Origin of the sequence: Corynebacterium riegelii (genome assembly GCF_001263755.1) — a bacterium.
In the GTDB taxonomy this organism is placed as follows: domain Bacteria; phylum Actinomycetota; class Actinomycetes; order Mycobacteriales; family Mycobacteriaceae; genus Corynebacterium; species Corynebacterium riegelii.
Map to the genome: position 1 here is coordinate 279,929 of NZ_CP012342.1, position 26,611 is coordinate 306,539.

23 protein-coding genes and 1 riboswitch are annotated in these 26,611 nt (G+C 60.5%); of the genes, 13 read left to right on the top strand and 10 right to left on the bottom strand.

What is annotated here, in order from left to right:
* Position 1 precedes the first annotated feature (1 nt).
* The 4 genes from gcvH to sucB form a co-directional block, all read right to left on the bottom strand.
* Positions 2 to 388: a glycine cleavage system protein GcvH gene (gene gcvH / locus AK829_RS01350; RefSeq protein WP_052203570.1), complete on the bottom strand. Its 387-nt coding sequence runs from the start codon at positions 386 to 388 to the stop codon at positions 2 to 4.
* Positions 389 to 391: 3 nt separating this feature from the next.
* Positions 392 to 1,477: a glycine cleavage system aminomethyltransferase GcvT gene (gcvT, locus tag AK829_RS01355; protein ID WP_052203572.1), complete on the bottom strand. Its 1,086-nt coding sequence runs from the start codon at positions 1,475 to 1,477 to the stop codon at positions 392 to 394.
* A gap of 11 nt (positions 1,478 to 1,488) precedes the next feature.
* Positions 1,489 to 4,374 carry an aminomethyl-transferring glycine dehydrogenase gene (gene gcvP, locus AK829_RS01360; RefSeq protein ID WP_232305761.1) on the bottom strand — a complete coding sequence of 962 codons (2,886 nt, stop codon included), beginning with the start codon at positions 4,372 to 4,374 and terminating at the stop codon, positions 1,489 to 1,491.
* Positions 4,375 to 4,550: 176 nt separating this feature from the next.
* Entirely contained in the window at positions 4,551 to 6,644 is a 2,094-nt protein-coding gene (gene sucB / locus AK829_RS01365) for a 2-oxoglutarate dehydrogenase, E2 component, dihydrolipoamide succinyltransferase (RefSeq protein ID WP_052203573.1), read from the bottom strand.
* Positions 6,645 to 6,753: 109 nt separating this feature from the next.
* On the opposite strand from sucB, the gene AK829_RS01370 reads away from it, so the two are divergent.
* Complete coding sequence (locus AK829_RS01370; protein WP_052203575.1) at positions 6,754 to 7,149, top strand: hypothetical protein; 396 nt, start codon at positions 6,754 to 6,756, stop codon at positions 7,147 to 7,149.
* Between the two features lie 9 nt (positions 7,150 to 7,158).
* Here AK829_RS01370 and AK829_RS01375 read toward each other — a convergent pair whose 3' ends face one another.
* On the bottom strand, positions 7,159 to 8,622 hold the full coding sequence (locus AK829_RS01375; protein ID WP_052203578.1) for a leucyl aminopeptidase: 1,464 nt from the start codon (positions 8,620 to 8,622) through the stop codon (positions 7,159 to 7,161).
* A gap of 17 nt (positions 8,623 to 8,639) precedes the next feature.
* Between AK829_RS01375 and AK829_RS01380 the strand changes: the two genes are divergently transcribed.
* On the top strand, positions 8,640 to 9,740 hold the full coding sequence (locus tag AK829_RS01380; protein WP_052203580.1) for a branched-chain amino acid aminotransferase: 1,101 nt from the start codon (positions 8,640 to 8,642) through the stop codon (positions 9,738 to 9,740).
* A gap of 29 nt (positions 9,741 to 9,769) precedes the next feature.
* Here AK829_RS01380 and AK829_RS01385 read toward each other — a convergent pair whose 3' ends face one another.
* Together AK829_RS01385 and AK829_RS01390 are read right to left on the bottom strand one after the other, a co-directional pair.
* Positions 9,770 to 10,750, bottom strand: coding sequence for a nicotinate-nucleotide--dimethylbenzimidazole phosphoribosyltransferase (locus AK829_RS01385; protein ID WP_052203582.1), 981 nt, complete (start codon positions 10,748 to 10,750; stop codon positions 9,770 to 9,772).
* Positions 10,751 to 10,753: 3 nt separating this feature from the next.
* Positions 10,754 to 11,458, bottom strand: coding sequence for a DUF3043 domain-containing protein (locus AK829_RS01390; RefSeq protein WP_052203584.1), 705 nt, complete (start codon positions 11,456 to 11,458; stop codon positions 10,754 to 10,756).
* Positions 11,459 to 11,590: 132 nt separating this feature from the next.
* On the opposite strand from AK829_RS01390, the gene AK829_RS01395 reads away from it, so the two are divergent.
* Positions 11,591 to 11,935: a HesB/IscA family protein gene (locus AK829_RS01395; RefSeq protein ID WP_052203586.1), complete on the top strand. Its 345-nt coding sequence runs from the start codon at positions 11,591 to 11,593 to the stop codon at positions 11,933 to 11,935.
* Positions 11,936 to 12,040: 105 nt separating this feature from the next.
* Here AK829_RS01395 and AK829_RS01400 read toward each other — a convergent pair whose 3' ends face one another.
* Positions 12,041 to 12,601: a hypothetical protein gene (locus AK829_RS01400; protein WP_052203587.1), complete on the bottom strand. Its 561-nt coding sequence runs from the start codon at positions 12,599 to 12,601 to the stop codon at positions 12,041 to 12,043.
* A gap of 226 nt (positions 12,602 to 12,827) precedes the next feature.
* Between AK829_RS01400 and AK829_RS01405 the strand changes: the two genes are divergently transcribed.
* Positions 12,828 to 13,877 carry an LLM class flavin-dependent oxidoreductase gene (locus AK829_RS01405; protein WP_052203591.1) on the top strand — a complete coding sequence of 350 codons (1,050 nt, stop codon included), beginning with the start codon at positions 12,828 to 12,830 and terminating at the stop codon, positions 13,875 to 13,877.
* Between the two features lie 9 nt (positions 13,878 to 13,886).
* Here AK829_RS01405 and AK829_RS01410 read toward each other — a convergent pair whose 3' ends face one another.
* On the bottom strand, positions 13,887 to 14,312 hold the full coding sequence (locus AK829_RS01410; protein WP_052203593.1) for a pirin-like C-terminal cupin domain-containing protein: 426 nt from the start codon (positions 14,310 to 14,312) through the stop codon (positions 13,887 to 13,889).
* An 11-nt stretch (positions 14,313 to 14,323) separates the two neighbouring features.
* Positions 14,324 to 16,246 carry an asparagine synthase (glutamine-hydrolyzing) gene (gene asnB, locus AK829_RS01415; protein WP_052203595.1) on the bottom strand — a complete coding sequence of 641 codons (1,923 nt, stop codon included), beginning with the start codon at positions 16,244 to 16,246 and terminating at the stop codon, positions 14,324 to 14,326.
* A gap of 395 nt (positions 16,247 to 16,641) precedes the next feature.
* Between asnB and ctaC the strand changes: the two genes are divergently transcribed.
* The 9 genes from ctaC (at position 16,642) to AK829_RS01460 (ending at position 26,597) form a co-directional block, all read left to right on the top strand.
* Positions 16,642 to 17,736, top strand: a complete 1,095-nt coding sequence (gene ctaC / locus AK829_RS01420; RefSeq protein WP_052203597.1) for an aa3-type cytochrome oxidase subunit II — start codon at positions 16,642 to 16,644, stop codon at positions 17,734 to 17,736.
* A gap of 16 nt (positions 17,737 to 17,752) precedes the next feature.
* Positions 17,753 to 18,184: an aa3-type cytochrome oxidase subunit IV gene (gene ctaF, locus AK829_RS01425; protein WP_052203599.1), complete on the top strand. Its 432-nt coding sequence runs from the start codon at positions 17,753 to 17,755 to the stop codon at positions 18,182 to 18,184.
* A 422-nt stretch (positions 18,185 to 18,606) separates the two neighbouring features.
* Positions 18,607 to 19,227 carry an aa3-type cytochrome oxidase subunit III gene (gene ctaE / locus AK829_RS01430; protein ID WP_180950570.1) on the top strand — a complete coding sequence of 207 codons (621 nt, stop codon included), beginning with the start codon at positions 18,607 to 18,609 and terminating at the stop codon, positions 19,225 to 19,227.
* 48 nt (positions 19,228 to 19,275) lie between these two features.
* Entirely contained in the window at positions 19,276 to 20,124 is an 849-nt protein-coding gene (gene qcrC / locus AK829_RS01435) for a cytochrome bc1 complex diheme cytochrome c subunit (protein ID WP_052203600.1), read from the top strand.
* Positions 20,121 to 21,341, top strand: a complete 1,221-nt coding sequence (gene qcrA / locus AK829_RS01440; RefSeq protein ID WP_052203601.1) for a cytochrome bc1 complex Rieske iron-sulfur subunit — start codon at positions 20,121 to 20,123, stop codon at positions 21,339 to 21,341. Before qcrC ends, qcrA begins: the two co-directional genes overlap by 4 nt.
* A complete protein-coding gene (qcrB, locus tag AK829_RS01445) occupies positions 21,341 to 22,966 on the top strand; it encodes a cytochrome bc1 complex cytochrome b subunit (protein WP_052203602.1) in 1,626 nt (541 codons plus the stop codon). Before qcrA ends, qcrB begins: the two co-directional genes overlap by 1 nt.
* 352 nt (positions 22,967 to 23,318) lie before the next feature.
* Positions 23,319 to 23,521, top strand: a riboswitch (cyclic di-AMP (ydaO/yuaA leader).
* A gap of 10 nt (positions 23,522 to 23,531) precedes the next feature.
* Positions 23,532 to 24,209 carry a C40 family peptidase gene (locus tag AK829_RS01450; RefSeq protein WP_052206317.1) on the top strand — a complete coding sequence of 226 codons (678 nt, stop codon included), beginning with the start codon at positions 23,532 to 23,534 and terminating at the stop codon, positions 24,207 to 24,209.
* Positions 24,210 to 24,447: 238 nt separating this feature from the next.
* Positions 24,448 to 25,476: a C40 family peptidase gene (locus AK829_RS01455; RefSeq protein ID WP_052203603.1), complete on the top strand. Its 1,029-nt coding sequence runs from the start codon at positions 24,448 to 24,450 to the stop codon at positions 25,474 to 25,476.
* 5 nt (positions 25,477 to 25,481) lie between these two features.
* A complete protein-coding gene (locus AK829_RS01460; protein WP_052203604.1) occupies positions 25,482 to 26,597 on the top strand; it encodes a glycosyltransferase family 4 protein in 1,116 nt (371 codons plus the stop codon).
* Positions 26,598 to 26,611: the final 14 nt, after the last annotated feature.

Here is a 26,611-nt window from a genome sequence, read left to right on the forward strand (position 1 = left end):
ACTAGACGCCGTTGGCTGCAGCGTACTCGTCTGCAGTCATCAGCTCTCCAACCTCGTCCACCTTGACCTCAAACAGCCAGCCTTCGCCGTAGGGGTCATTGTTGATGGTCTCGTATGCGCCATCGATGTCCTCGTTGACCGCGGTCACGGTGCCGGTGACGGGGGAGTAGAGGTCAGACACGCTCTTGGTGGACTCGATCTCACCACAGGTCTCACCAGCGGTCACAGTGTCGCCCACAGCCGGCAGTTCAGCGAAGACAACCTCGCCCAGGCGGTCAGCAGCAACGTCAGTGATGCCAACGCGCACGGTCGCGCCCACAGCGGTGTCCGGGGTGGCGTTGATCCACTCGTGGTCCTCGGAGTAGTAGAAATCAGGGTTCAGAGCCATGACTTAAGCGTCCTTTCGCTTGTAGAAGGGGGTTGCACTAATGGTAAACGGGTAACGCTTCCCGCGGATATCAATTTCAACATCGGTGCCAATTTCCGCATGCTCAGGCTGCACGTGTGCAAGAGCAACCGGGTGGCCCAATGTTGGTGAAGGCTGGCCAGAAGTAACCACGCCGATCTTGTCTTCCGTACCTGGCAGGAAGATCTCGGAGCCTTCGCGGGCTGCGCGGCGCTGTTCAGAAGTAAGCCCAGCGATGACCACGCTCGGCTCGCGGCCGGTGAGCGCGTCCTTGCCCACAAAGTCTGCCTCCTTCTTCGCAAACGCGCGGCCCATACCCGCCTCAACGGGGGTGATCTCGGTGGACAGCTCATGGCCGTACAGGGGCATGGATGCTTCCAAACGCAACGAGTCACGCGACGCCAACCCACACGGCGTGCCGTGGTCAATCACGGCGTCCCACACCTTCTGAGCGTCTTCGCTGGAGCAGAAGAGCTCAAAGCCGTCCTCACCGGTGTAGCCGGTACGGGCAACGAAGACCTCAACCTCTTCGCCGTTTGCGCGCAGCGTGTTCCACGCGCCGGAGTAGTAAGGCAAGTCCGTTGGGTCATGTTCAAGCTGGCCCTTGATCACCTCAAGCGAACCCGGGCCCTGCACAGCGACCAGACCGAACTGATCAGTGTTGTTGCTCAGCTGCACGTCAAAGCCCTCCGCGCGGGCCTGGAACGCCTCCCACACCGCAGGGGTGTTCGCGGCGTTTGGCACAACCATGAAGTGGTTGTCGCTGAACTTGTAGGTAATCAAGTCATCGATGATCCCGCCGTCAGCGTTGACAATCATCGAGTACTTCGCCTTGCCGTCCTTGAGCGTGCTCATGGTGGAAATCAGGGCGTAGTCCAAAAACGCACCAGCATCCGGGCCCTGGACGTTGATCTCACCCATGTGGGAAAGATCAAAGATGCCAACGCCATTGCGTACGGCCCTGTGCTCATCCAACTCATTGCCGTACTTCAGCGGCATCTCCCAGCCACCGAAATCAGTAAACGTAGCGCCAAGCTTCTCGTGCGTGGCGTGAAGTGGGGTCTGTGCCATGCTTTTCCTCCTTAAGCTTCGTTATTCGGTGTCAGTTCCATATCCAGCAGAATGTCGAACGCCTCCGGCGGCGGGCACGCACACTGCAGGTTACGGTCGCCGAACGCCTCGTCGATGCGGCGCACCGGCGGGAAGTACTTGGAACGCGCCAGCGTATCCACCGGGTATGCGGCCTGCTCTCGTGAGAACTCGTACGGCCACACGTCACGGATCACGCTGATTGCCGTGTACGGCGCGTTGTGGATGACAGAGCGCTCGTACTCCACGGCACCGTCGATAATCTCCTGGATCTCCGCACGGATGGAGCGCATCGCCGCAATGAAACGATCCAGCTCAGCCTTGTCCTCAGACTCGGTCGGCTCCACCATCAGCGTGCCCGCAACCGGGAATGCCAAGGTGGGGGCGTGGAAGCCGTAATCAATCAGGCGCTTGGCCACATCGGCTGCTGTCACGCCAGACTGGTCCGTCAGCTCGCGCAGGTCCAGGATGCACTCGTGGCCAACCAAGCCATTGGCGCCGGTGTAGAGCACCGGGAAGCTGTCATTGAGCTCACGCGCAATGTAGTTGGCGTTGAGCACCGCGTGTGCCGTGGCGCTGCGCAGTCCCTCCGCACCAGACATGGCGATGTAGGACCAGGAAATCGGCAGCACACCCGCAGAGCCGTAGAGCGTGGATGCCACCGGCACGCCACGGGTGTCTTCTGGATCCGTCGGGTCGCCCGGCAGGAACGGAATGAGGTGCTCCGCCACGCCGATCGGGCCAACACCCGGGCCGCCACCACCGTGCGGGATGGTGAAGGTCTTGTGCAGGTTCAGGTGGGATACGTCGCCACCAAAATCGCCCGGGCGGGCAATGCCAGTCAGCGCGTTCATGTTCGCGCCGTCGATGTAGACCTGACCGCCGGCCGCGTGCACCTTGTCGCACACCACGCGCACGTCCTCCTCGTACACACCGTGTGTGGACGGGTAGGTCAACATGATGGCGGCAACGTGGGAGCCGTACTTATCCAGTTTCTCTTCCAGATCAGCCAGGTCGATAGAGCCGTCTTCGGCAGTCTTGACCACAACCACGCGCAGGTTCGCCAACGTCGCCGACGCCGCATTCGTACCGTGCGCAGACGCCGGAATCAGGCAGATGTCACGCTCCGTGTCACCGTTTGCCACGTGGTAGGCGCGGATGGCCAGAAGGCCCGCTAGCTCACCAGTTGCACCAGAGTTCGGCTGCACGCTGACCTCTGCGTAGCCGGTGATCTCCACCAGCCAGGAACGAATCTCATCGATCAGCTCACGCCAACCCGTGGTGTACGCATCCGGCGTGTACGGGTGGACGTTGGCAAAACCAGGCCACGTGATTGCCTCAAGACCCGCGGTGGGGTTGAGCTTCATCGTGCAGGAACCAAGCGGGATCATCGTGCGATCCAGCGCCAAGTCCTTGTCACCCAGCGTGCGGATGTAGCGCATCATCTGGGTCTCAGAGTGGATGCTGTTAAACGTCACGTGCGTGAGAAACTCGGTTGCGCGCTCAAGCGCCTCCGGCAGGCGCGCCGGGGAATCAGTGACGGGGGAGTCCACCCCAAAGCCACCTAGAAGGGCTGCAACGTCTGCATCCGTGGTGTCCTCACCGAAGGACACTCCGACGGTGGTCGCATCAATCGGGCGAACCAGGTAGCCAGCCTCTGCAAGCGCATCCACTACACCCTGCGCGTTGTCTACTTCAACGGCGACGGTGTCAAAGAACTGCGCGTGCTTCACCTTCACGCCGCCGTTTTCAAGTGCGGTAGCGAAGTCAGCTGCACGCTGGTGCACCTCGCGTGCAATCTCCTTGAGCCCCTCAGGGCCGTGGTAGACCGCGTACATCGAAGCAGTGACCGCCAAAAGCGCCTGCGCGGTACAAATGTTGGACGTCGCGCGCTCACGGCGAATGTGCTGCTCACGCGTCTGCAAGGCCAAGCGGTACGCCGGGTAGCCCTCCGCGTCCTTAGACACACCCACCAGGCGGCCCGGAAGCTGACGCTGCAACTTTGCCTTCACGGCCATGTATGCGGCGTGCGGGCCACCGTAGAACAGCGGCACACCGAAACGCTGCGTCGTGCCAATAGCAATATCAGCGCCCAGCTCACCTGGAGACTCCAGTAGCGTGAGGGCCAAGATGTCCGCATCTACGGCAACCAAGCCGCCGCGCTCATGGATTGCCTCAATCACCGGGCGCGGGTCAACAATGTCGCCTTCCGTGCCCGGGTACGCAAGCACTGCGCCAACCAGGTCTTCACCAACCACACCCTGGGTTAGATCGGTGACCTCAACCTCCAGGTCAATAGCGCGAGCGCGCTCGGTGGTCACCTTGATTACCTGCGGGTGCAGACGGGAATCCAGCAGCACCCGGCGGCCCTTCTTCACAGCGCGAGACATCAGGCCGACGGCTTCGGCGGCGGCGGACGCTTCGTCCAAAAGCGAAGCATTCGCAATATCCAACCCAGTCAGGTCCTGCACCATGGTCTGGAAGTTCAAAAGAGCCTCCAGGCGGCCCTGGGAGATCTCCGCCTGATACGGGGTATAGGCGGTATACCAGCCCGCATCCTCCACAACACCACGGCGAATCACCGGCGGGGTCAACGTGGAGGAAAAGCCCTGACCATAGAAAGCACGAAGCACGGTATTCTTACCGGCTAGCTCACGCAGCCGGTCCTGTGCCTCATACTCCGAAAGCGCCGCAGGAAGATCCAGCGGCTTGCCAGCCAAGATGCCGGACGGCACTGCCGCCGCGATCAACGCGTCAAGCGAGTCATACCCCAGCGCATCCAACAGCTCGCGCTGCTCTTCCTGGTCCGGGCCAATATGTCGGGAAATGTAGTCCAACGAGAACTCCTTATCCAAGGCGAACAAATTACGCACCAGCATAGCTATTTACGCAAGGTAGGTACGGGGTTTTGCATTCTCTGTAGACAGCTCACAGTAAGCCCGTAGGTGCAGCGTGCGGCCGGTTTTGCATAGTATGCAGCAATGCGAAAACCCGGCACCGAATGTCGGTACCGGGCTTGCGCTTTCTAGAAGGTATCTAGGGGCTGGACTAAGACTTAGATGTCCAGGTCAGCCTCGAAGTCGCCTTCCTCGATGCGGTCCTTGATGGTGGTTACAAAGCGACCAGCATCTGCACCGTCAACCAGCTGGTGGTCGTAGGTGAACGGCAGGTAGCACATCTGGCGGATCGCAATGGAGTCAATGCCGTCCTCGGTCACAATGACCGGGCGCTTCTCAATCGCGGCGGTGCCCAGGATGCCGGCCTGCGGCGGGGTCAGGATCGGGGTATCCAGCAGCGCACCCTCGGAGCCAATGTTGGTCACCGTGAAGGTAGCGCCAGACAGGTCGTCCGGACGCAGCTTCTTGTTGCGTGCGCGCTCAGCCAGGTCTGCAATTGCCTTGGCAATCTCAGCCAGGTTGAGGTCCTGTGCCTTCTTAATCACCGGAACCAGCAGGCCCTGCGGGGTGTCCACAGCGATGCCGATGTTGACGTCCTCGTGGTAGGTGATCTCCTTGGTGTCCGCGTTGAAGGACGCGTTCACGTTCGGGTGGGAGACCAGTGCCTCTGCCGTGGCCTTCACAAAGAACGCCAGGTAGGTGATGTTGGCACCATGCTTTTCAACGAATGCCGGCTTGACCTTCTTACGCAGCTCCGCAACGCGGGTGACGTCCACTTCCTGGACGTGGGTGAGCTGTGCGGTGGTCTGCAGGGATTCGACCATCTTCGCAGCGGTGATTTCGCGGATGCGGTTGACCTTCTGCGTGGTGCCGATGAGCTCCTGCTTCGCCGGATCCACGGACTTGGTGGACCAGTTAGCGCGAGCACCCTTCGGCTCATCCTTTGCAGCAGCCGAAGCATCAGCAGCGGAACCGCCCTCAGCGGCAGCCAGGACGTCCTGCTTACGGATACGGCCGCCAACACCGGTGCCCTCAACCGTGCTCAGGTCAACGCCGTGCTTCTCAGCCAGCTTGCGTACCAGCGGGGTGACGTACGGAACCTTGTCACCGCGGTCCTCCAGCTTGGCGGAGGTGTTCACGGACTCCTTGGGCTCCTCGGCAGGCTTCTCTTCCTTCTTCGGCTCCTCGGCAGGCTTCTCTTCCTGCTTCGGTGCCTCCTGCTTCGGCTCTTCCTTCGGCTCCTCAGCCTTCGGCTCTTCCTTCGGCTCGTCCGCCGGCTCTTCGGCAGCTGCGTCAGCGTCACCAATCACCACGATGGCCTGGCCAACGTCAACGGTGTCGTCCTCCTCAGCCAGGATCTCCAGGATGGTGCCTGCAACCGGGGAAGGGATCTCGGTGTCAACCTTGTCGGTGGAGACCTCCAAAAGCGGCTCGTCCACCTCAACGGTGTCACCAACAGACTTCAGCCAAGTGGTAATCGTGCCCTCGGTGACAGACTCGCCCAGCTCCGGCATATCAACCGTGGTGGACTTGCCAGAAGCCTTCTTCGGAGCAGCTGCAGGCTTCTCCTCCTGCTTCGGCTCTTCCTTCTTCGGCTCCTCAGCCCTGGGCTCTTCCTTCGGCTCGTCCGCCGGCTCTTCAGCAGCCGCGTTCGCGTCACCAATACGGGCGATGACCTCGCCCACCTCAACGGTGTCGTCCTCCTGCGCCAGGATCTCAACCAGGGTGCCGGCGACTGGGGACGGGATCTCGGTGTCAACCTTGTCGGTAGAGACCTCCAGCAGCGGCTCGTCCACCTCAACGGTGTCGCCGACTTCCTTCAGCCAGGTGGTAATCGTGCCCTCGGTCACGGACTCGCCCAGCTCCGGCATAGCAACGTCGGTTGCGGAACCGGAAGCACCGCCAGACTTCTTCGGTGCCTCTTCCTTCTCCTCGGAAGCTTCCTCGGCCGGAGCCTCCTCAGCTTCAGCCTCAGCTTCTTCAGCCTTGTCGGAGGAAGCATCAGCTGCTTCACCCTCCTCGCCGATGATGACAATCACGTCGCCCACCTCAACGGTGTCGTCTTCTTCAGCCTTGATCTCCAGGATCACGCCGGCGACGGGGGAGGGGATTTCCGTGTCAACCTTGTCGGTGGAAACCTCCAGCAACGGCTCATCTACCTCGACGGTGTCGCCGACTTCCTTCAGCCAGGTCGTAATCGTGCCTTCGGTTACAGACTCGCCCAGCTCGGGCATCTCTACTGAGTGCGCCATGGTTGCAACGTCTCCTCATAATCTTTGTGGAAGTTATACGGTCTCACAGACTACCCGCTATCGCCTCGGCGCGTTGCTATTTGCACCCCCTGAACTAGGATGTTTCGACGTGTTCAACCTTTTCGGCAGAGGCAAACGCCATTCTCAGTTCGCCCCACCCCGTGCTCCGGGGGAGACGATCCGCCCTGACGACGCTGCATATTTGCGTGATTGGGTCCAAGGGCGCACCTTTGTTGAGGGTTTTGTTGAGCCGGAAACCATGGTTAATGAAATGTCCGTGGTGTTGGTGGATGAAAAGGGCAACTACACCCGCCGCCGCATCGGTGGGCCGAAAGGCATTGATGAGGTTGCCCGCATGCTGGGCATCTCGCTTTACGACGTTGAGGAGACCGGCTACCCCGACCGCATGCGCAAGAAAATCGAGCAGGAGCGCATTTTGCGCAAGCGTGCGGAGCAAAAGGAACGCCGCGCTAAGTTTGAGCGCGGCGAGAATCCTTACAGCTAGACCCAGAGACTAGACCTGGTCAGCAGCAATGCGGCTGATCGTCTCCACGATGGTGCGTACCGGCGCGCCGGTTGCGCGTGCAGGCACGTAGCCGTAGGGGGAGCCGCCGTTCCATGCCGGGCCAGCGATGTCCAGGTGTACCCACTCAACGTCCTCCGGCACGAACTTGGACAGGTAGAGGCCTGCGAAGCTGGTGCCGCCGGTGCGCTTGTTGTGTACATTGCGCATGTCAGCCACAGGGGACTTCAGTTCCTCTTCCTGCTCTTCAAGCAGCGGCATTGCCCAAGCCGGCTCGCCGACGCCGCGGCCAATTTCGGCGACGGTGTCGCGGAACTCGTCGGAACCGATCACGGCGGTGGTGCGTGCGCCGAGTGCGACAAGCTGTGCGCCGGTCAGGGTTGCGGCCTCAATCAGATAGTTCGGGTTGTCCTCGCATGCGCGCGCAATAGCGTCGGCAAGCACGAGGCGGCCCTCAGCGTCGGTGTTGAGCACCTCGGAGGTCTTGCCACCGTAGTGGGTGATCACATCGCCCGGGCGGGTTGCGTTGCCGGACGGCATGTTCTCAGCCATCGGCAGCCACGCATCGACTCGCACAGGCAGCTTCAGCTTTGCTGCGGCAACGATCGCACCCAACTGCGCGGCCGAACCGCCCATGTCCGAAATCATGTCTTCCATATTCGCGGAAGGCTTCAGGGAGATACCGCCGGTATCAAACGTGATGCCCTTGCCAACCAGGGCGATGTGCTTGTCGCCGCCACCGTCGTAAGACACGTGTACCAGCTGCGGGCCGTTCTTGGAACCCTTGCCAACTGCCACGATGCCGCCGAAGCCCTGCTGGGCCAACTGGTCGCCCGAGATGACCTCAACTGTCAGGTCAACCTCGTCCTTCCACTCTTCGGCGAGGTCCTTGACAATGCCGGCGTAGGCCTCCGGGTAGAGGAACGCGGCCGGGGTGTTGACCAGGTCACGGGAGAAGTTCACGGAATCGGCCACGGCAACCGCGCGGTCAAACTCATCCTGGTCAGCGCCAACCACAGTCACGATGGCAGGGGAGTTGTCGTTCTCAGACTTGAAGCCTGCGTACTTGTAGCTGCCCAGAAGCAGGCCCTCAACCACGGCCTGGGTGCCAAACTCACAGGATGCGGCGGCTTCCTTGATATCGCCAAGCGCGCGGGCTGCGACACCGTAGGCGCGGCGTACCGCCTCATCATCGATGTCGTCGGCGTTGCCGAGGCCGGTGGTGAGGTACACGGTGCCGTCGATAAGCAGGCGAAGCGTCTCGCCAGCGCCACCCTTGGCGCCGAGAGAGGACAGTGCGTCGAGCAAGCCTTCCGGTGCAAGAGACGTCACCGGAAGCTCAAGGCCATCATCGCCTTTGGCAATAGGGACGATGCGTGCAGCAGTAGTAGGGGCAGTGTCAGCAGTGCGAAGCGCCACGGTCGTGCCGCGGGCGCTGAAATTGTTCAACTTCATAGGAGTAAGGTTAGGTCATGTCTTCGATCGAATTCAGCATTACCAAAACCGACAATCCCGTGAGCGACGCCGAGCGTCAGGCGATCCTGGAAAACCCAGCCTTCGGCAAAACGTTCACTGACCACATGGTTTCCATCGAGTGGACGGAAGAGGACGGCTGGCACGACGCACGCGTGCGCCCCTACGGCCCAATTTCTCTGGACCCGGCAACCAGCGTGCTGCACTACGGTCAAGCCATCTTCGAGGGCCTGAAGGCATACCGCCATGAAGATGGCTCCATCACCACGTTCCGCCCGGAGCAAAACGCTGCCCGTTTCCAGCACTCCGCACACCGCTTGGCCATGCCGGAGCTGCCGGAAGAGACATTCATCGAAGCGATCAAGCAGCTGGTGACCGTGGACCAGGACTGGGTCCCGGCAGCCGGCGGCGAGGCAGCGCTGTATCTGCGCCCCTTCATGATTTCTACGGAGGAAACCCTGGGGGTTAAGCCGAGTAGCTCGTACACCTTCTACCTCATTGCCTCACCTGCCGGTGCGTACTTCTCCGGCGGCATCAAGCCGGTCAGCGTGTGGATTTCCAAGGAGTACGTCCGCGCAGCACCTGGTGGTACCGGTGACGCAAAGTTTGCCGGCAACTACGCCGCATCCCTGCTGGCTCAGGCTGAGGCAGAGGAGAAGGGCTGCGACCAGGTTGTGTGGCTGGACGCAATCGAGCGTAAGTACATCGAGGAAATGGGCGGCATGAACCTCATGTTCGTCGAAGGCTCCGGCGATAACGCCAAGCTGATTACGCCTGCGCTGTCGGGCTCCCTTTTGGCAGGCATTACCCGCAAGTCCCTGCTGCAGGTTGCGGAGGACTTGGGCTATGCGCCGGAAGAGCGCAAGATTACTGTCGACGACTGGCGCAACGGCGCCGAGTCCGGCCAGATCACCGAGACGCTGGCTTGCGGTACCGCCGCCGTGATCACGCCCGTGGGCCGCGTGCTGTCTGCCGATGGTGAGTTCACCATTAACAACAACGAGGCAGGCCCAATCACCTTGCAGCTGCGTGAGCGCCTGCGCGGTATCCAAAACGGCACCGTGGAAGACACCCACGGCTGGAACTACCGCCTGGTTTAAACCGGGGTTAGGCCCGGTTTAAACCCGGGTTAGGTGGCGTCCGCCAGGGCGTCAGCGACTAGCTCGGCGGCGAGGTTGATTGTTGGCAACGCCGCCAACCCGCCGGCTGCCTGGCCGACGGTGCAGTCCAACGCCAACACCGGCTCAAGTTCGAGCGCTTCCAGGCAGGTCACGTGGCAAGGCTCAGCAGTGAGCTGGCTGGCAATCAGCCAGCGCTTCGTGCCGGGTGCCATGCGCTCAGCCACGTAGGCGGCAACGGCGGCGTACGCGCCATCAACAACCACGGGGGTACGGCGTGCCGCCGCCTGCGCAATCAGCCCCACCAAGCAGGCGAAATCTGGCCCGCCGATCTCTGCGATCACGCGCTCTTCATCATCGCGGAAGGAACGCACTCGAAACATTGCGTCCCTCATCGCGGTGACTTTGACCTTCCACACCTCATCATTGATTCCGGAACCCCGGCCGATCGCCTTGACCGGTTCCGTGCGTGTGAATACCCCGAACAGCGCGGCGGCCACCGTGGTGTTTCCAACCCCGCAATCACCCGGGATGATCAGGTCCGCGCCGGCATCAATCTCCTGGTCAGCAATAGCAATGCCGTGCTCGAAGGCCTCCGTGCACGCCTGAAGCGTCATGGCGGGTTCGGTGTCGATGGGGCGGGTGGGGTGGTTCACGTAAGCGTCGACAAGCCTGATGCTCCCACCGGCAAGCCTGGCAGCCGCATTAGCCGGCCCGCCACCTGCAGCGATCTGCTGCACCTGCTGCTGCGCGGCATCCTCAACCCACGCCGAGACACCACGACGCGCAATCCCATGATTGCCAGCAACAACCACCGCACGCGCACGCGTAAACGGCTGCGGAACATCCGCACCCTGCACCGACGCAACCCACGCGCCGATCTGCGCTAAACGCCCCAGGGAGCGGCCGGGCACCGACACCTGCAGGCTGTCCAGAATCGTCTGCTTTCGGGACGCATTCGGCGCCTCAACTGGCGGGAATTGCACAGCCACGGCTTAGACCTTTTGACCCAACGCAACCTGCGGCTTCGGGGAACGCCAGCTGCGCATTTGCGACGCACGCGTCCACGCATACATACCCAGCGCAAAACCAGTGTCCGTGGTGCCCGGGAACTTCTTGCGAACATCACTGTTCACACGCTTGCCAACGATGAACGCCTCCAAGAAGATCGTGACCACAAAAACAAACGTCACAATACTCAGCGCAGCAGCCAGACGCGGCAAGAACGTGCCAATAAACATCACCGCGAGCAGGACCATGGCAAACGGCATGGCGTAGTTATTAAACAGGCGGCGCGAATCCACCCAGTCGCGCACGTAGCGGCGGACCTCACCGCGGTCACGCTCCATCAGGTAGCGATCATCACCTGCGTCAATGCGCTGCTGCATCTCGCGCGATGCCTTGCGGCGCTCCTCGCGCTCCTGCTGCTTGTACGCCTTCCACTCTTCCTTGCTCATGGACTGCTTTAACTCTTTACGACGCTGCGCCTGCTGCGCCGGCGTCGCCGCATTCGGATCGCGCACCACGCCGCGCTTGACCTCCTGGTCATGACGCTTCGGCGTCGGCTTACCCTTCGGCGGGGTGTAGCCCTTCGGGTACTGCGGTTCAGGCTCAGCCGCCGCGGCGGTTTCTGCGGAGGTGTCGGTGCTCAACGTTTCGGCATCTGCTGCCGTTTCAGATTTCTGCCAGGGAAGTTTCACGAGTCCTAGGCTACAAGGCCACCCCCATAGTCCAAAGGCGGGATGCAGGAATAGGTAGGGTGTGCGTGACGTTGCAAGGCGTAGTTGGAGTACGCTGGGCGCAAACTCCACCAAGAACGTGAGGAGAAAACAATGACTGCACCTACTTCCGCAACAGGCGTAACCCTGACCGAGGCAGCTGCCGCAAAGGCAAAGGCGCTGCTAGACCAGGAAGGTCGCACCGACCTTTCCCTGCGTATTGCCGTGCAGCCGGGTGGCTGCGCAGGCTTGCGCTACCAGCTTTACTTTGATGACCGTGAGCTTGACGGTGACAAGATCGACGAGGTTGGCGGTGTCCGTCTCGTGGTGGACAAGATGAGCGTGCCGTACCTGACCGGCGCAACCATCGACTTTGCTGACACCATTGAGCAGCAGGGTTTCACCATTGATAACCCGAACGCTGGCTCCGCCTGCGCTTGCGGCGACAGCTTTAACTAAGCGCTGTTAGCTTTCTTACGCATTCCGCCGCGCGGAAAACTTCCCTTTAAGCCTTTGATGGGCTTGGGTGAGGTTTCCGCGCGGCGGAATGTATTTGTGGGGTTCTTACGGGGTGTATTCGAGCGAGTCGCGGATCTGCGAGACCAGGGCGGGGGAGACATCCGTACCAATGACCTCAACGCCTGCGACCTTCTCGCTTTCGTCATGAGACAGCAGGAACCAAGTGCCGGTGATGTCAGCGTCTTCCTGCTTCGTGCTGAACGAGTATTCAATCCCAATGTCAGCGTTATCCACTTCCAGCTTCTCCACCTCGCCCGGGGACCAGTCGGGGCCGTAAGCGCCATTGAGCATGGCCTCACCACGCAGCACACCAACCGTTGAATCCGCGTCAGGGGTTCGGCCCAAGTCATCGCTGACACGAATGACAATCGTTGGGTTCTCCGGGTTGTCGGTGTAGGACTTCGTCCAGCCGTCCGTAGGCGAATAGTCCGCAACCTCACTCACCCCGTCGGGCAGGGCGAAGGTGATGGTGGATGTGCCACCGCGCTCGGCGGTGCTTGTCGTCTCAGTATTGGTTTCCGTTTGGGTAGCTTCCTCGCCCGACCCGCAGGCCGAAGCGAAAAGTGCCACCGTTGCCATGATGCTGATGCCAAGGGTTCGCTTCATGCTTGCCAATTATCGCGTGCTTTCGGCGATTGCACCGCGCTGCTCCTAGCAGATAACGCGTTTCCAGCTGAAGGTATTGACATCTGACCTGCGGAAATAGGGGCCGAAAATTTTTATCTGCTAGTAGGGCAGGGCTCTTGCTTATTGACGCATCCCCAACGCCGGGAATATTCCCACACCCAATCGGTTAATGTAGTTGACACGTCACGTAATAAAGGGAGTGCACATGACCACGCTGGACCCAGCAGCTATTCAATTTGGCCTAGATACCTTCGGCGACCTGCCGCGCCATGAAGACGGCACCCTGTTCACGCACGCAGAAGCAATCCGCGCAACGCTGGAGGAGGCCGTGCTGGCAGACAGCATCGGCGTCGACGCCTTCACGGTTGGCGAACACCACCGGCCGGATTACGCGATTTCCTCGCCGCCGACCATGCTGGCCGGTATTGCTACCGCAACGAAGCACCTGAAGCTGGCGTCAGGGGTGACGGTGCTGTCTTCCGACGACCCGGTTCGGGTGTTTGAGCAGTTCGCTACGTTGGACGCGTTGTCTAACGGCCGTGCGGAGATCATCCTTGGCCGCGGGTCCTTTACGGAGTCTTTTCCACTGTTCGGTTACAAGCTGGAGGACTACAACCGTCTGTTTGAGGAAAAGATCAACCTGTGGGCGGAGTTGGTCAAAGAGGAGCCGGTGACCTGGTCGGGTGAGACTCGTCCGGCACTGGACAACGCCGATGTGTTCCCGAAGACCGAAAATGGCCTGACCACCTGGGTCGGCGTGGGTGGCTCGCCGGAGTCTGTGGTGCGCACTGCCCGCTACGGCTTTGGCCTCATGTTGGCAATTATTGGCGGGGCGCCGGTGCGCTTCAAGCCGTTTATTGACCTGTACAAGCAGGCAACCGAGCAATTCGGCACCACCGCGCACCCAGTGGGCGTGCACTCGCCGGGCTTTGTTGCTGACACTGATGAGGAAGCCAAGGACCTCATCTTTGAGGAGTACGCCGCCGCCCAGCACCGCATCGGCATTACGCGCGGGTGGCCGCGACTGACCCGCGGCAGGTTTGAGTCGGAGATCAACCACGGTGCGCTCACCGTTGGCTCGCCGGAGACGGTGGCTAGGAAGATCGCAGACACGGTTCGCACGCTGGACCTGGGACGCTACGACATGGTCTATTCCACTGTTGGCCAGATCCCGCACGCAGCGCGCATGCGTTCCGTGGAGCTCTACGGAACCAAGGTTGTGCCCATGGTGCGCGAGATGCTCGCCGAGGGCTAACGGCAGCAGCTAAATAGCAGCCCGGGCTATCGGCCCCGGGTTGCGCCGCGGCTTTAGCGTGGCGTTGGGAAGCTCTGGGGCCGGCAGCCAGCTCATCCCATCAGGGTTTTTCCCTGGCCCGCCGTGGCCAACGTAGCCGTCGACCTGCCCGAAACGCTCACCGTCGCCTCCGGCTTGTGCCTGCCATTGCGTGCGCGCCTGCTTGATCTCGCTAAAGTCGCGGGCGACAAAGTTCCACCACATGAGGATTTCCTCCTCAAACGGGGCAACGTCCATCCCGCCGGTGCGTGCCACGTCATCGGGACCGAAATGGTCGACGAAACACCAGGCCCCAATCATGGGGCGCTGCCTGTGCGGAATAGTCCGGTGCACCGTCATCGCGCGCGGGCCACCGAGTGGCACCTCACGGGACGAAATGATCTCAACGACGCTCATGGCGCCCCAGCTTAGAGCTTGACGGGGTAATCCTTCTGCTCAATCTGCGGGTCAAGGCGGTCTTCAACAAAGATGCCGTGCCAGATCATGAACGCAAGGACCGTCCACAAGCGACGCGAATGATCGGAAACACCATCACGGTGCTCCTTGAGCATCTCCAGGACCTGATCCTTGGCAAAGATGTCGTCGGTCTGGGACTCGCGGATGGTGTCTTGGGCCCAACCAAAGAGCTCATCGCCGGCCAGCCAGTGGCGCATCGGAACAGGGAAGCCCAGCTTCTTGCGGTGGAGAACATGCGGCGGAACGATCTGCTCCATCGCCTTACGCAACGCGTACTTGGTGGTGCCGTGCGCGATCTTCTGGTCGTACGGAATCGTCTGCGCGACCTCAAAGACCTCCTTATCCAGGAACGGCACGCGCAGCTCCAGCGAGTTCGCCATGTTCATCTTGTCCGCCTTGACTAAGATATCGCCACGCATCCAGGTGAACAGATCGAGGTTCTGCATGCGTGCAACCGGATCCATCTCGGTGGAGGTGGCGTAGATCGGTGCGGTGACCTCGCGGTGGTCCCACTCGCGCTTCGCCCACGGCAGCACGCGCTGGAGCTGCTCGAAGTTAAAGGAGCGAGCGTTGCCGTAGTACCGCTCTTCCATCGGGGTCGTGCCGCGCTCAAGCAAGCTCTTGCCCTTGACTCCATCCGGCAAAACGCGCGAAAGCCGGTTCAGCCCACGGTTCAACGCAGTCGGCAGCTTCTCAAACGGCGCAAGCGACAGCGGCTCCTTATAAATGGTGTAGCCGCCAAACAGTTCGTCCGCTCCCTCGCCGGAGAGCACTACCTTGACATGCTTGCGTGCCTCTTGGGCCACGAAGAACAGCGGCACCAGCGAGGGGTCAGCCACAGGATCATCCAGGTACCACATGATCTTCGGAATCGCGTCGGCGTATTCCTCGGGCGAGACAATCTTGACAATGTGCTCCACGCCGATCGCAGCAGCAGATTCGGCGGCAACGTCCACCTCGGAGTATCCCTCGCGCTCAAAGCCGGTGGTAAACGTCAACAGGTCCGGGTTGTGGCGCTTGGCCAGCGCGGCAATCGCTGTGGAGTCAATGCCGCCGGAGAGGAAAGAACCCACGGTGACGTCAGCGCGCATGTGCTTCGCCACAGAATCTTCAAGCGCAGCAGCGATACGGTCGTAGAGGTCCTGCTCCTTGCCCTTCACCACGGGAGTGGGAGAGAAGTGGGGCTTGAAGTATCGCTTGGACTTCACCGTGCCACCCGGGGTCAGCGTCACCGTGCAGCCGGACTCCACGCGACGGATCCCCGCGTGCAAACTCTCCGGTTCCGGAACGTACTGCAGATCCACGTAATGTTCGATCGCGCGGCGATCCAGATCCAGCGACAGGCCCAGCTCAGGCGCCATCTCCAGGATGGACTTCTTCTCAGAAGCAAAAACGGTGCCCGCCTCGGTTGTTGCGTAGTACAGCGGCTTGATGCCGAACTGGTCGCGGGCGGCGAACATCGTCTTTGTCTCCGTGTCCCAAATAACAAAGGCGAACATGCCGCGCAGGTGCTCGACTACCTTCTCGCCCCAGTGGTGGAAGCCAACAACGATGGGTTCGCCGTCGCCTTCCGTCGCAAAGCTGAAGCCCTCTTTCTGCAGCTCTTCGCGCAGTTCGATGTAGTTGTAGATCTCACCATTAAACGTCAGGGCGTAACGCTGCGGGTTGTTCTCAGGTCCCCACCGCAGTGGCTGGTGGGAATGCTCGATGTCAATGATGGCGAGGCGGTTGAAACCGAAAACCGCGTCCGCGTCGTTCCACGTGCCGGCGGCGTCAGGGCCGCGGTGGTACATGCAGGGAAGCGCCCGCTCAACAGGCTCAACAAAGGAGGCGCCTGCGCCGTTGGCCGTGAGCATTGCTAGAAGACCGCACATAATTTGGAAACCTCTCCTATATGTAAGGTGCGCGTGTTGCTTCCCTCCACAATAGAGACGAGCACCCAACATCCGGCAACCGCGCCGGTCCATCTTTTGCCGTGCCCCGAAAGGGGGCCAACTTTTGGACGAAGGAAGAGCTTTTGCTTATCGACGCCACGCCAAAAGCCCAGCACGCACCCCAACAAGCGGGGGTTTCTCCGGTTGACGGGCCACCCCCGAGCGAGGAAGCGAAGTGAAGCGCTTGGAATTCCAACACCGGAATTCATTTGAACTATTCTGACTGGGTAGGAATGTTCTGGCAGTTTCGTGCACTTTTTCGCGAAAGCTGCGAAGAACCGTGAACGAAGCGGCCAGAGCATGAACATGAAGTGTGGACAGGAAGGCAAACACACGTGGAAAAGCACACGAACCGCAGCTTTGCCAAGAAGGCTGGCATCGCGGCTTCGCTCCTGCTCGGTGGGCTGACGCTCACTGGCTGTGACGTAGCAGCGCCGGACGCGGTCAATCGACTCATGGACATGGGCTGGCCGGACCCGGTTACCCCTGAGGGTGCTCAGATGTACAACTTCTGGGTATGGACCTGGGTTGCCGCTTGGATCATCGGCATCATCATGTGGGGTCTGTTCCTCACCGCGATTTTTGCTTGGAACAACAAGAAGCGTGAGAAGCAGGGTGCTCCGGAGTTCCCGAAGCAGCTGCAGTACAACGTTCCGCTTGAGCTGATTCTCACCATCGTGCCGATCATCATCGTCATGGTGCTGTTCTTCTTCACCGTGCAGTCGCAGACGCATGCTACGGCGTTGAACAAGGATCCCAAGGTTACGGTTGACGTCACCGGCTACCAGTGGAACTGGAAGTTTGGCTACGCAGCCATTGACGGTGAGTTCACCGCAGACGGCCAGGCGTACGACGGTGTTGATGAGGAGCGTCAGGCGCTCGCAGATGCAACGAAGTTTGACCCGGAGGGCACCCGCAACGCGAACCCGATTCACGGCACCTCCACGGGTGATATCTCCTACCTGAACTTCAATGAGATCGAGACCATCGGTTCCACCGAGGAAGTTCCGGTTCTCGTTCTGCCGACGGAGACCGCGATTGAGTTCCGCCTCGCTTCTGGCGATGTGAACCACGCGTTCTGGGTACCGGAGTTCCTGTTCAAGCGTGACGCTTACGCTCACCCGGAGTCCAACCAGCAGCAGCGTGCTTTCCAGATCGAGCAGATCGACCGCGAGGGCGCATTCGTTGGCCGCTGTGCTGAGATGTGCGGTACCTACCACGCAATGATGAACTTCGAGGTTCGCGCTGTGAGCCCGGAGAAGTTCCGCGACTACGTTGCATTCCGTACTGCTAACCCGCAGGCACCGAACTCTGATGCGCTGCGCGCTATCGGTGAGGCACCGTACGCAACCTCCACCCGCCCGTTTGTGAGTGACCGTACCGGTTCCCGCGACGGCATCAACTACCAAGACCCGAACGCGAACGTTTAAGAGAGAGGTGTAAAAAATGGGAACTGGCGCAAGAGTTTTCTACGCAATCGGCACCTTCTTGGCCCTGATGGCGGTGTTCTACATCATTTCCACTGCCTGGATTGGTGAGGACGCGTGGCTGTTCGGCACCGAGTGGGTTGGTTCTGTCGCACTGGTACTGGCTACCGCACTGTGCTTCATGCTTGCGGTGTACCTCGACTTCACTGAGCGTCGCATGGACATCGTCCCGGAGGACTGGGAAGAGGCTGAGATTGAGGACGGCGCTGGCGTGCTGGGCTTCTTCTCTCCGAGCTCCATCTGGCCGCTCGCCATGGCTGGTGCGATCTTCTTCCTGGGCCTGGGCATCGCCTTCTACCAGTTGTGGCTGATCGCCTTCGGTGCAGTGTTCCTGATCTGGGCTACCACCCAGCTGAACCTGCAGTACGGCATTCCGCGCGAGAAGCACTAATGTCGGCATAGCCTTCACCGACTGGGAATACCCCGCCCGCTCCGATAGCACTTCGGAGCCGGCGGGGTTTTGCTTTGTCTGTGAAATACGGGGGTCATCCGAAAGGTGGACCCTTAAAGGTGGGGGAGCAGATGGTGTGACGTTAAACACAATTGGGAACTATTCCGTAAGTATCAAACGCGGTGTTGGGCACGCCCCGGAGAGGGGCAACATGCGTCCATTTCGGCCTGATTTTCTCGGCCTTTGCGGATGACCTGCATGGATAACAGTCGGATATCGGGGCTAAATAGTTCCCGACTTTTGAAAAAACTTTTTCTGCAACACCTTTATGACCAAAAAGAGCAGGTTGTGGTCCTACGTTCAGAAAAATTTCGGGGGTAATCGAGGTGACTTTACGGCTCTTTCAGGGGATAATCACATGCGTGACGACCGCAATTTCTAACCAAGGTATGGCGACACCGCATGATCGCGTCGCAGCGCTGAACCGTCCCAATATGGTCAGCGTCGGCACGATTGCGTTCCTCGCCCAAGAATTAATGTTCTTCGCTGGCCTGTTCGCGATGTACTTCGTGTCTCGAGCTAACGGCTTGACGGCTGGCGATTGGGGCAACCAGACGGCGCACCTGAACGTGGCGTTCGGCGGAATTATTACCGTCGTTCTGCTGACCTCGTCGGTGACGTCTCAGCTGGGTGTCTTCGCTGCTGAAAGGGGTGACGTATTCGGGCTGCGCAAGTGGTTCGGCGTCACCATCGCGCTCGGCTTCGTGTTCCTCGTCCTCGTCGGTATTGAGTGGACGGAGATGATTCACGCGGGTGTGACCATTCAGTCCAGTGTGTATGGCTCGATGATTTACATCATCACCGGCTTCCACATGGCTCACGTGACGGCAGGCATCCTCGCCTTCATCGTTGTGATGATGCGCGTTTCGAAGTCTAAGTTCACCCCTGCACAGGCAACCGCCGCAATGGCAACGTCCTACTACTGGCACTTCGTTGACGTGATCTGGGTTGGCGTGTTCATCACGCTGTACCTGGTCCAGTAGTCAGGCGAACTGACGTACTTCTCAAAGCATTTCTTTTAAGGGAACAAGATGGAAAACACACCTAAGAAGACGCGTAGCCGTCGCAAGACGCAGCGCACCGTCGCTGGTGCTGCAGCGCTTACGTTGGGTTTGACCGGCGCGGGTTTCCTTGCATCCGCGCTTGCGCCGAACGCGCAGGTTGCAACTGCCCAGCGTGATGAGCAGGCAATGATTCAAGAGGGCAAGGATCTCTACGACGTGGCCTGTATTACCTGCCACGGCGCGAACCTGCAGGGCGTTGAGGGCCGCGGTCCGTCCCTGATTGGTACCGGCGAAGGCGCCGTGTACTTCCAGGTCAACTCTGGCCGTATGCCGATGATGTCTAACGACGCGCAGGCGGAGCGCAAGCGTCCGCGCTACACCGAGTCCCAGGCACTCGCTTTGGCTGCATACGTTGCTGCCAACGGTGGCGGCCCGGAGCTGGTGTACAACCCGGACGGCACGCTCGCCATGGAGGAGCTCCGTGGCAAGAATTTTGATGGACAGATGAAGGCAGAGGACGTCGCCCGTGGTGGCGAGCTGTTCCGCCTGAACTGCGCTTCCTGCCACAGCTTCACCGGCCGTGGCGGCGCACTGTCCTCCGGTAAGTACGCACCGGTCCTGGATCCTGCGAATGAGCAGGAGATCTACCAGGCGATGCTGACTGGCCCGCAGAACATGCCGAAGTTCTCTGATCGTCAGCTCAGCGCTGATGAGAAGAAGGACATCATTGCCTTCATCAAGTCCTCCAAGGAGACTCCGAGCCCGGGTGGCTACGGCCTCGGTGGCTTAGGCCCAGTGTCTGAAGGTATGGCGATGTGGATTATCGGCGTGACCCTCGTGGCTGCCGGTGCTATTTGGATTGGATCTCGCTCATGAGTGATGTGAAGAAGAACTACACGACTGAAGAGCTCGACCGCATGAGCAATGCCGAGCTCGCTGCTCTGGGTACCGAGCTCGATGACGTTACGGTGGCCTACCGCAAGGAGCGTTACCCGGTAGAGGGCGACCCGCGCGAGAAGTCGGCAGCTGCCGGCATCACCGCATGGTTGGTTGTCTCCGTACTCTCGGCAATTGCGTTCTTGGGTGTGTACCTGTTCTGGCCGTGGGAGCCGAAGTTCCACGGTGATGAAGGTCTGTTGACGTTCACCCTGTACACCCCGCTGCTGGGTCTGACTGCAGGTTTGACGTTTGCTGCGCTTGGCTTCGCCATCATCCAGTACGTCAAGAAGTTCATTCCGGAAGAGATTTCGGTACAGCGTCGCCATGACGGCCGCTCCTCTGAGCTGGACCGCCGCACGACCACCGCTCTGCTGAACGATGCGTGGGAGACCTCCACCTTGGGTCGTCGCAAGGCCATCAAGGGCCTGCTTGGCACCGCTGGTGTTCTGGCCGGCCTCGTGGTTATCGCCCCGATGGGTGGCATGATCAAGAACCCGTGGCGTGAGCGTCACGCTCTTGGCTACCACGGTGACGGCACCCTGTGGACGCACGGCTGGACCCTGCACGAGCAGGGCGTGAAGATCTACCTGGGCCGCGACACCGGTGCGATTGCTGAAAAGCACTCCGGCGTGGCAGGGGAGCACTTCACCACTGCCGGCGTTTCCCGCCTGGTGCGTATGCGCCCGGAGGACCTGGCTGCTGCAGCTATGGAGACCGTCTTCCCGCTGTACGAGGAAGATGTGAACGACGGTGCGCAGTACAACCCGGAGCGCGATGTGTACGAAAACCACATGCACTCCATCCACGGTCCGCGTAACGCGGTCATGCTGATTCGCCTGCGTTCCGCAGATGCGAAGAAGGTTGTGGAGCGTGAGGGGCAGGAAGACTTCCACTACGGCGATTACTACGCCTACTCGAAGATCTGCACCCACATCGGCTGCCCGACCTCGCTGTACGAGGCGCAGACGAACCGCATCCTTTGCCCGTGTCACCAGTCGCAGTTCGACGCGCTGCAGTACGCTAAGCCGATCTTCGGCCCGGCTGCTCGTGCGCTGCCGCAGCTGCCTGTGACAATTGACGAAGAAGGTTACCTCATCGCCAACGGCAACTTCATCGAGCCCGTTGGCCCGGCATTCTGGGAGCGTAAGTCCTAATGACTACAAAACTCGCTAAAGCCGCGGACAACGCTGATTCGCGCCTCTCCGGCGCTGGCTTCCTCCGCGCTCAGCTCAACAAGGTGTTCCCGAGCCACTGGTCCTTCATGCTCGGTGAGATGGCGCTGTACAGCTTCATCATCCTTCTGCTGACTGGTATTTACCTGGCACTGTTCTTTGACCCGTCCATTACCAAGGTCATTTATGACGGTGCGTACCTGCCGCTCAACGGTGTCGAGATGTCTCGCGCCTACGCAACGGCACTTGATATTTCCTTTGACGTGCGCGGCGGCCTGTTTGTCCGCCAGATGCACCACTGGGCTGCACTGATGTTCATGATGTCGATGTTCGCCCACATGATGCGCATCTTCTTCACCGGCGCGTTCCGTCGCCCGCGTGAGGCTAACTGGCTCATCGGTGTCACCCTGATCCTGCTCGGCATGATCGAAGGCTTCATGGGCTACTCCCTGCCGGACGACCTGCTCTCCGGTGTGGGCCTGCGCATTATGTCCGCGATCATCCTGTCCGTGCCGATCATTGGTACCTGGACCCACTGGGCCATCTTCGGTGGTGACTTCCCGTCCGACCTGATGCTGGACCGCTTCTACATCCTGCACGTGCTGATCCTGCCGGGCCTGATCCTGGCTCTGATCGCAGCTCACCTGCTGCTCGTCTGGTTCCAGAAGCACACGCAGTTCCCGGGCCCTGGCCGCACGGAGAACAACGTTGTGGGTATCCGCATCATGCCGGTCTTCGCCGTCAAGGCAATTGGCTTCATGATGATCGTCTTCGCAGTGCTCGCTGCAATGGCTGGTCTGACCACCATTAACGGCATCTGGAACATCGGCCCGTACAACCCGTCGCAGGTGTCCGCTGGTTCCCAGCCTGACGTGTACATGCTGTGGACTGACGGTGCTGCTCGTGTCATGCCGGCATGGGAGCTCTACATCGGTAACTACACCATCCCTGGTGCCTTCTGGGTTGCCCTAATGTGTGGTGTGATGGTTGGTCTGCTGATTGCATACCCGTTCATTGAGAAGAAGGTCACTGGTGACGACGCGCACCACAACCTGCTGCAGCGTCCGCGCGACGTTCCGGCACGTACCGGCCTGGGTGTCATGGGCATCGTCTTCTTCATGATCCTGACTATCTCCGGTGGTAACGACCACGTTGCCCACTTCTTCCAGATCTCCCTGAACGCGATGACCTGGTTCGGTCGCATCGGCCTGATTATTCTGCCGCCGATTGCCTACTGGATCACCTACCGCATCTGTGTTGGTCTGCAGCGCTCCGACCGTGAGGTTCTGGAGCACGGTATTGAGACCGGTATCATCAAGAAGCTGCCGAACGGTGCCTTCGTTGAGATCCACCAGCCGCTCGGCCCGGTTGATGAGCACGGCCACCCGATTCCGCTTGAGTACGGCGGTGCACGTGTGCCGAAGCAGCTCAACCAGCTTGGCTTCGCTGACTCCGAGACCATCGGTAAGTTCAAGCCGGCTCCGATCGGTGTCACCGAGAAGGTCCGCGAGAAGGCTGCCGAATACCACCACGAAGAGGTTGAGACGCTGCGTCAGCTTGAGGAGACCAAACACCTCGCTGATCGTGACGCCACCCCGCGTGACTAACGCTTAAGCCTGCGGTCGCTTACGCGTGAAACCCCCTCCCAAGGGAGGGGGTTTTGTTATGTAACAAACCGGTTACGTAGCGCAATTCACATCTGAGCTTCGAACGGTCAGACAACTCACATCCCGGTACCTGTCTACTCACGCGCCCGCTTCCAAAACATGCAGGTCACGGACCTTTCGTGATGCTCGAAATAGGTGATGGTTTCGCCGACTTTCCAAGACGGACGCCCCCGAATTGGGGCAATTTTCACAAATAACGAATCTGTAACGGCGCGGTGGGTGGACATTGTCGTTGCCGTTTCGTAATCTAACCGAGACATTGCGACGACATACGTTGACGCAAGGTACGAAAACAACATATAAGCCGAATTTCACGGCATGGTCACAAAGGGTGGCCAGGATGTGGAAGCCGGGGGCCCACAACAGGATCCAAATGGATCCACCCCCTGGGGTGAATGGCCGCAAGGATAGCGCGACAAGCGCTACGGAGTGAGCCAGGGCTGGCTCTCAAGCCCAACCCGACAGCTAACCCGGTAGGCACTGAGATGATATGGAGAACACTTTCGTGGCTAAACACCGTCGCCAGGAGACCAACACTGCAACCCGTGCAGTGGCCGCAGCTACCGCAGCAGTTGCTGGCGCAACGCTGATCGCACCGACTGCGGGCGCAACCGAGGTTGGTCTGCCGAACTTCGATGCCATCCCGGGCCTTGCAGACAACGTCCAGGCTGCTGTTGATGCGGCTCGTAACGTGCCGGCTGTTAACGCCGTTCCTGAGCTGAACAACGCTATTGAGGCTGTGCAGTCTCAGTTTGCTCCGGCGGCGCCGGCTGCAAACGTCGCGGCTGTGGCTGACGCGCTGCCGCTGCCGGCTGCTGAGCCTGCTCCGGCCGTGAACAAGGGCCAGCAGATCGTTGACATTGCACGTGCGAAGGTTGGCGCACCGTACGTCTACGGCGCGGCTGGCCCGGCAGCGTTCGACTGCTCTGGCTTCACCTCCTGGGTTTACTCCCAGGCTGGCATCAACATCCCGCGTACCTCTCAGGCTCAGGCTTCCGCTGGCCAGCGTGTGCCGCTGGATCAGCTGCAGCCGGGTGACATTGTCGCTTACTACGGCGGTGCGTCCCACGTTGCTATCTACGCTGGCAATGGCCAGATCATCGACGCGCTGAACTCCGGCATTCCGGTTGGCTACCGCAGCCTGAACCTGATGCCGATCCACTCGGCATTCCGCTTCCACTAAAGCGAGCTGCTTCGCCCGGTTCCCTGACTGAAGGGGCCGGGCTTTTTGCTTTTCGACGCCACAACGTCCCCGCCCACATCCTTCCCTCCAGCCACATCCGTAACTCTGCATACCTGCACTACACACCCGTTTTCCGCGCCGCGGAAAGTGTGGCAAAGGGCTTGGAAGGCGTGGCGTGCGCCGCTATAGTGATAACGGTTTTATATAGCGCTGTGGGATTGAGAAGAGGTTTTCAGGCGTGGGGAAGCACTCAAAGCGTAGGTCTAGGCAGTCGTATGTTCCTGGGGTCCTGGCGGGCGCGCTGCTTGCGTCGATAGTCGTGCCGGTGCAGGCGGGTGCAGACGAGATCGATGACCTGATTGAAGCACTTGAGCAGGTTTCCCACGATACGACCGCGAAGTCGGAAGAGATCAAGGCGCTCGAAGACGAGATTGCGGCTAAGGAGCAGCACATTGACAAGCTGCACGCTGATGCTGATGCTGCACGTGTAGATGTTGAGCGGGCGAGCGGGGCGCGCGCGGGTTATCAGGGGCAAGTCAATGGGATTGCGCAGTCGCGCTACCGCAACAATCAGCAGGAGTTGCTGCTGAACACGCTTGAGTCCGGTAGCCCGCAGGCGGCGATTGACCGGGCCGCGTACTTGGGGGCGTTGACTCGCAGCGCTGGGCGCACGCTTGATGGGCTCAATGAGGCAACGCGTTTTGCGTCAGAGCGCTCGGATGCTGTGACCCGCGCGATGGATGAAGCGCAGCGGGAGCGCGAGGAGCTGCACCGGAAGCGTGATGAGCTCGAGCGTGAGCGCGAGGATTTGGAAGAGCGTGTGCGTGAGATTGAGCACCGCGTGGATAACCTGACGCCTGAGGAGCGTTCCCGCTGGATTGCTAAGGACGGCCCTGTTGACTTGCTTGGCCTGTCTCTTCCGGGCGCAACGAGCGGGGTGGTCGCCTCTGCGATGGGGCAGTTGGGCAAGCCTTATGGGTGGGGAGCGACCGGCCCGTACGCGTTCGACTGCTCTGGGCTCATGGTGTACGCCTACGCACAAAATGGCATTGGTATCCCGCGTACCTCGCAGGCGCAGCTTGCGGGAGGGACCCCGGTGCCGCTGAGCCACCTGCAACCGGGTGACATTATTGGCTACTTTCCGGGGACAACGCACGTTGGCATGTACATAGGCAACGGAATGATTGTGCATTCCTCTGATTACGGCATTCCTGTCCAGGTGGTGCCGTATGACTCCATGCCTATCTCTGGTGCGGTGCGCTACTAGCCACTATGTCGGTGCTGCTTGTCACCAATGATTTCCCGCCCACTGTTGGCGGGATTCAGTCCTACCTGCGTGATTACGTCAATGAGTACATCGCGCGCTGTGGTGCTGAGAAGATCGTGGTGTTTGCCTCCACGCCGGAAGGCAATGAAGGCACCGAGGCGTTCGACGCAGTGCAGCCCTTTCAGGTAGTCCGTTGGCCGCGACGGGTGATGTTGCCTACGCCGGCGACGAAGCGCCGCATGCAAGAGCTGATTCGTGAGCACAACATTGACACCGTCTGGTTCGGCGCTGCAGCCCCGCTTGGGTTGATGGGCAAGGCAGCGAAGCAGGCGGGTGCGAAGCGCGTCGTCGCCACTACGCATGGGCATGAGGTGGGCTGGTCGATGCTGCCAGGCGCCCGCCAAGCGCTGAAAGCCATCGGGCGCCACGCTGACGTCATCACGTACATTTCCACCTATACCTATGGGCGTTTGCGGCCGGTGTTTGGTAATCAGCCGCGCTACGTGGCGTTGCCTTCGGGGGTAGATACGCAGTATTTCCGCCCTGCAAGCCCCGACAAGCGTGCCGATACTCGAAAGGTTTTGGGCATTGGGGATGCACCGTTGGTGGTGTGTGCCTCGCGCCTTGTGCGCCGGAAGGGCCAGGACCAGCTGATCCGTGCTCTGCCGAAGATCCGGCAGCAGGTACCCGGCACGCAGCTGGTGATCGTGGGGGAGGGGCCGTATCGCGCTCGTCTGGAATCCATGGCCACCGAGGGGGTGCATTTTACTGGTGCGGTGGAGCGTGACATGCTGCGCGACATCGTTGCCGCCGCAGATGTGTTTGCCATGCCGGCACGCACGCGTTTCGGCGGTTTGGATGTTGAGGGCCTTGGCATTGTCTATCTGGAGGCCCAGGCGTGCGGCGTACCCGTGGTGGCGGGGGATTCCGGTGGCGCGCCCGAGACGGTTGCAGCGGATTCTGGCATTGTGGTTCCCGGCCGCGACACGGATGCACTCATTGCTGCTGTGAGCAGGTTGCTTATCGACGCCAACGGGCTGCCCTCCGGCCGCCAATTTGTCACCGAACGTTTCGCTTGGCAGGCATTGGGTGATCAATTGGTGGACGTGCTGGGTAGTTGAAACGGGTATTGAGA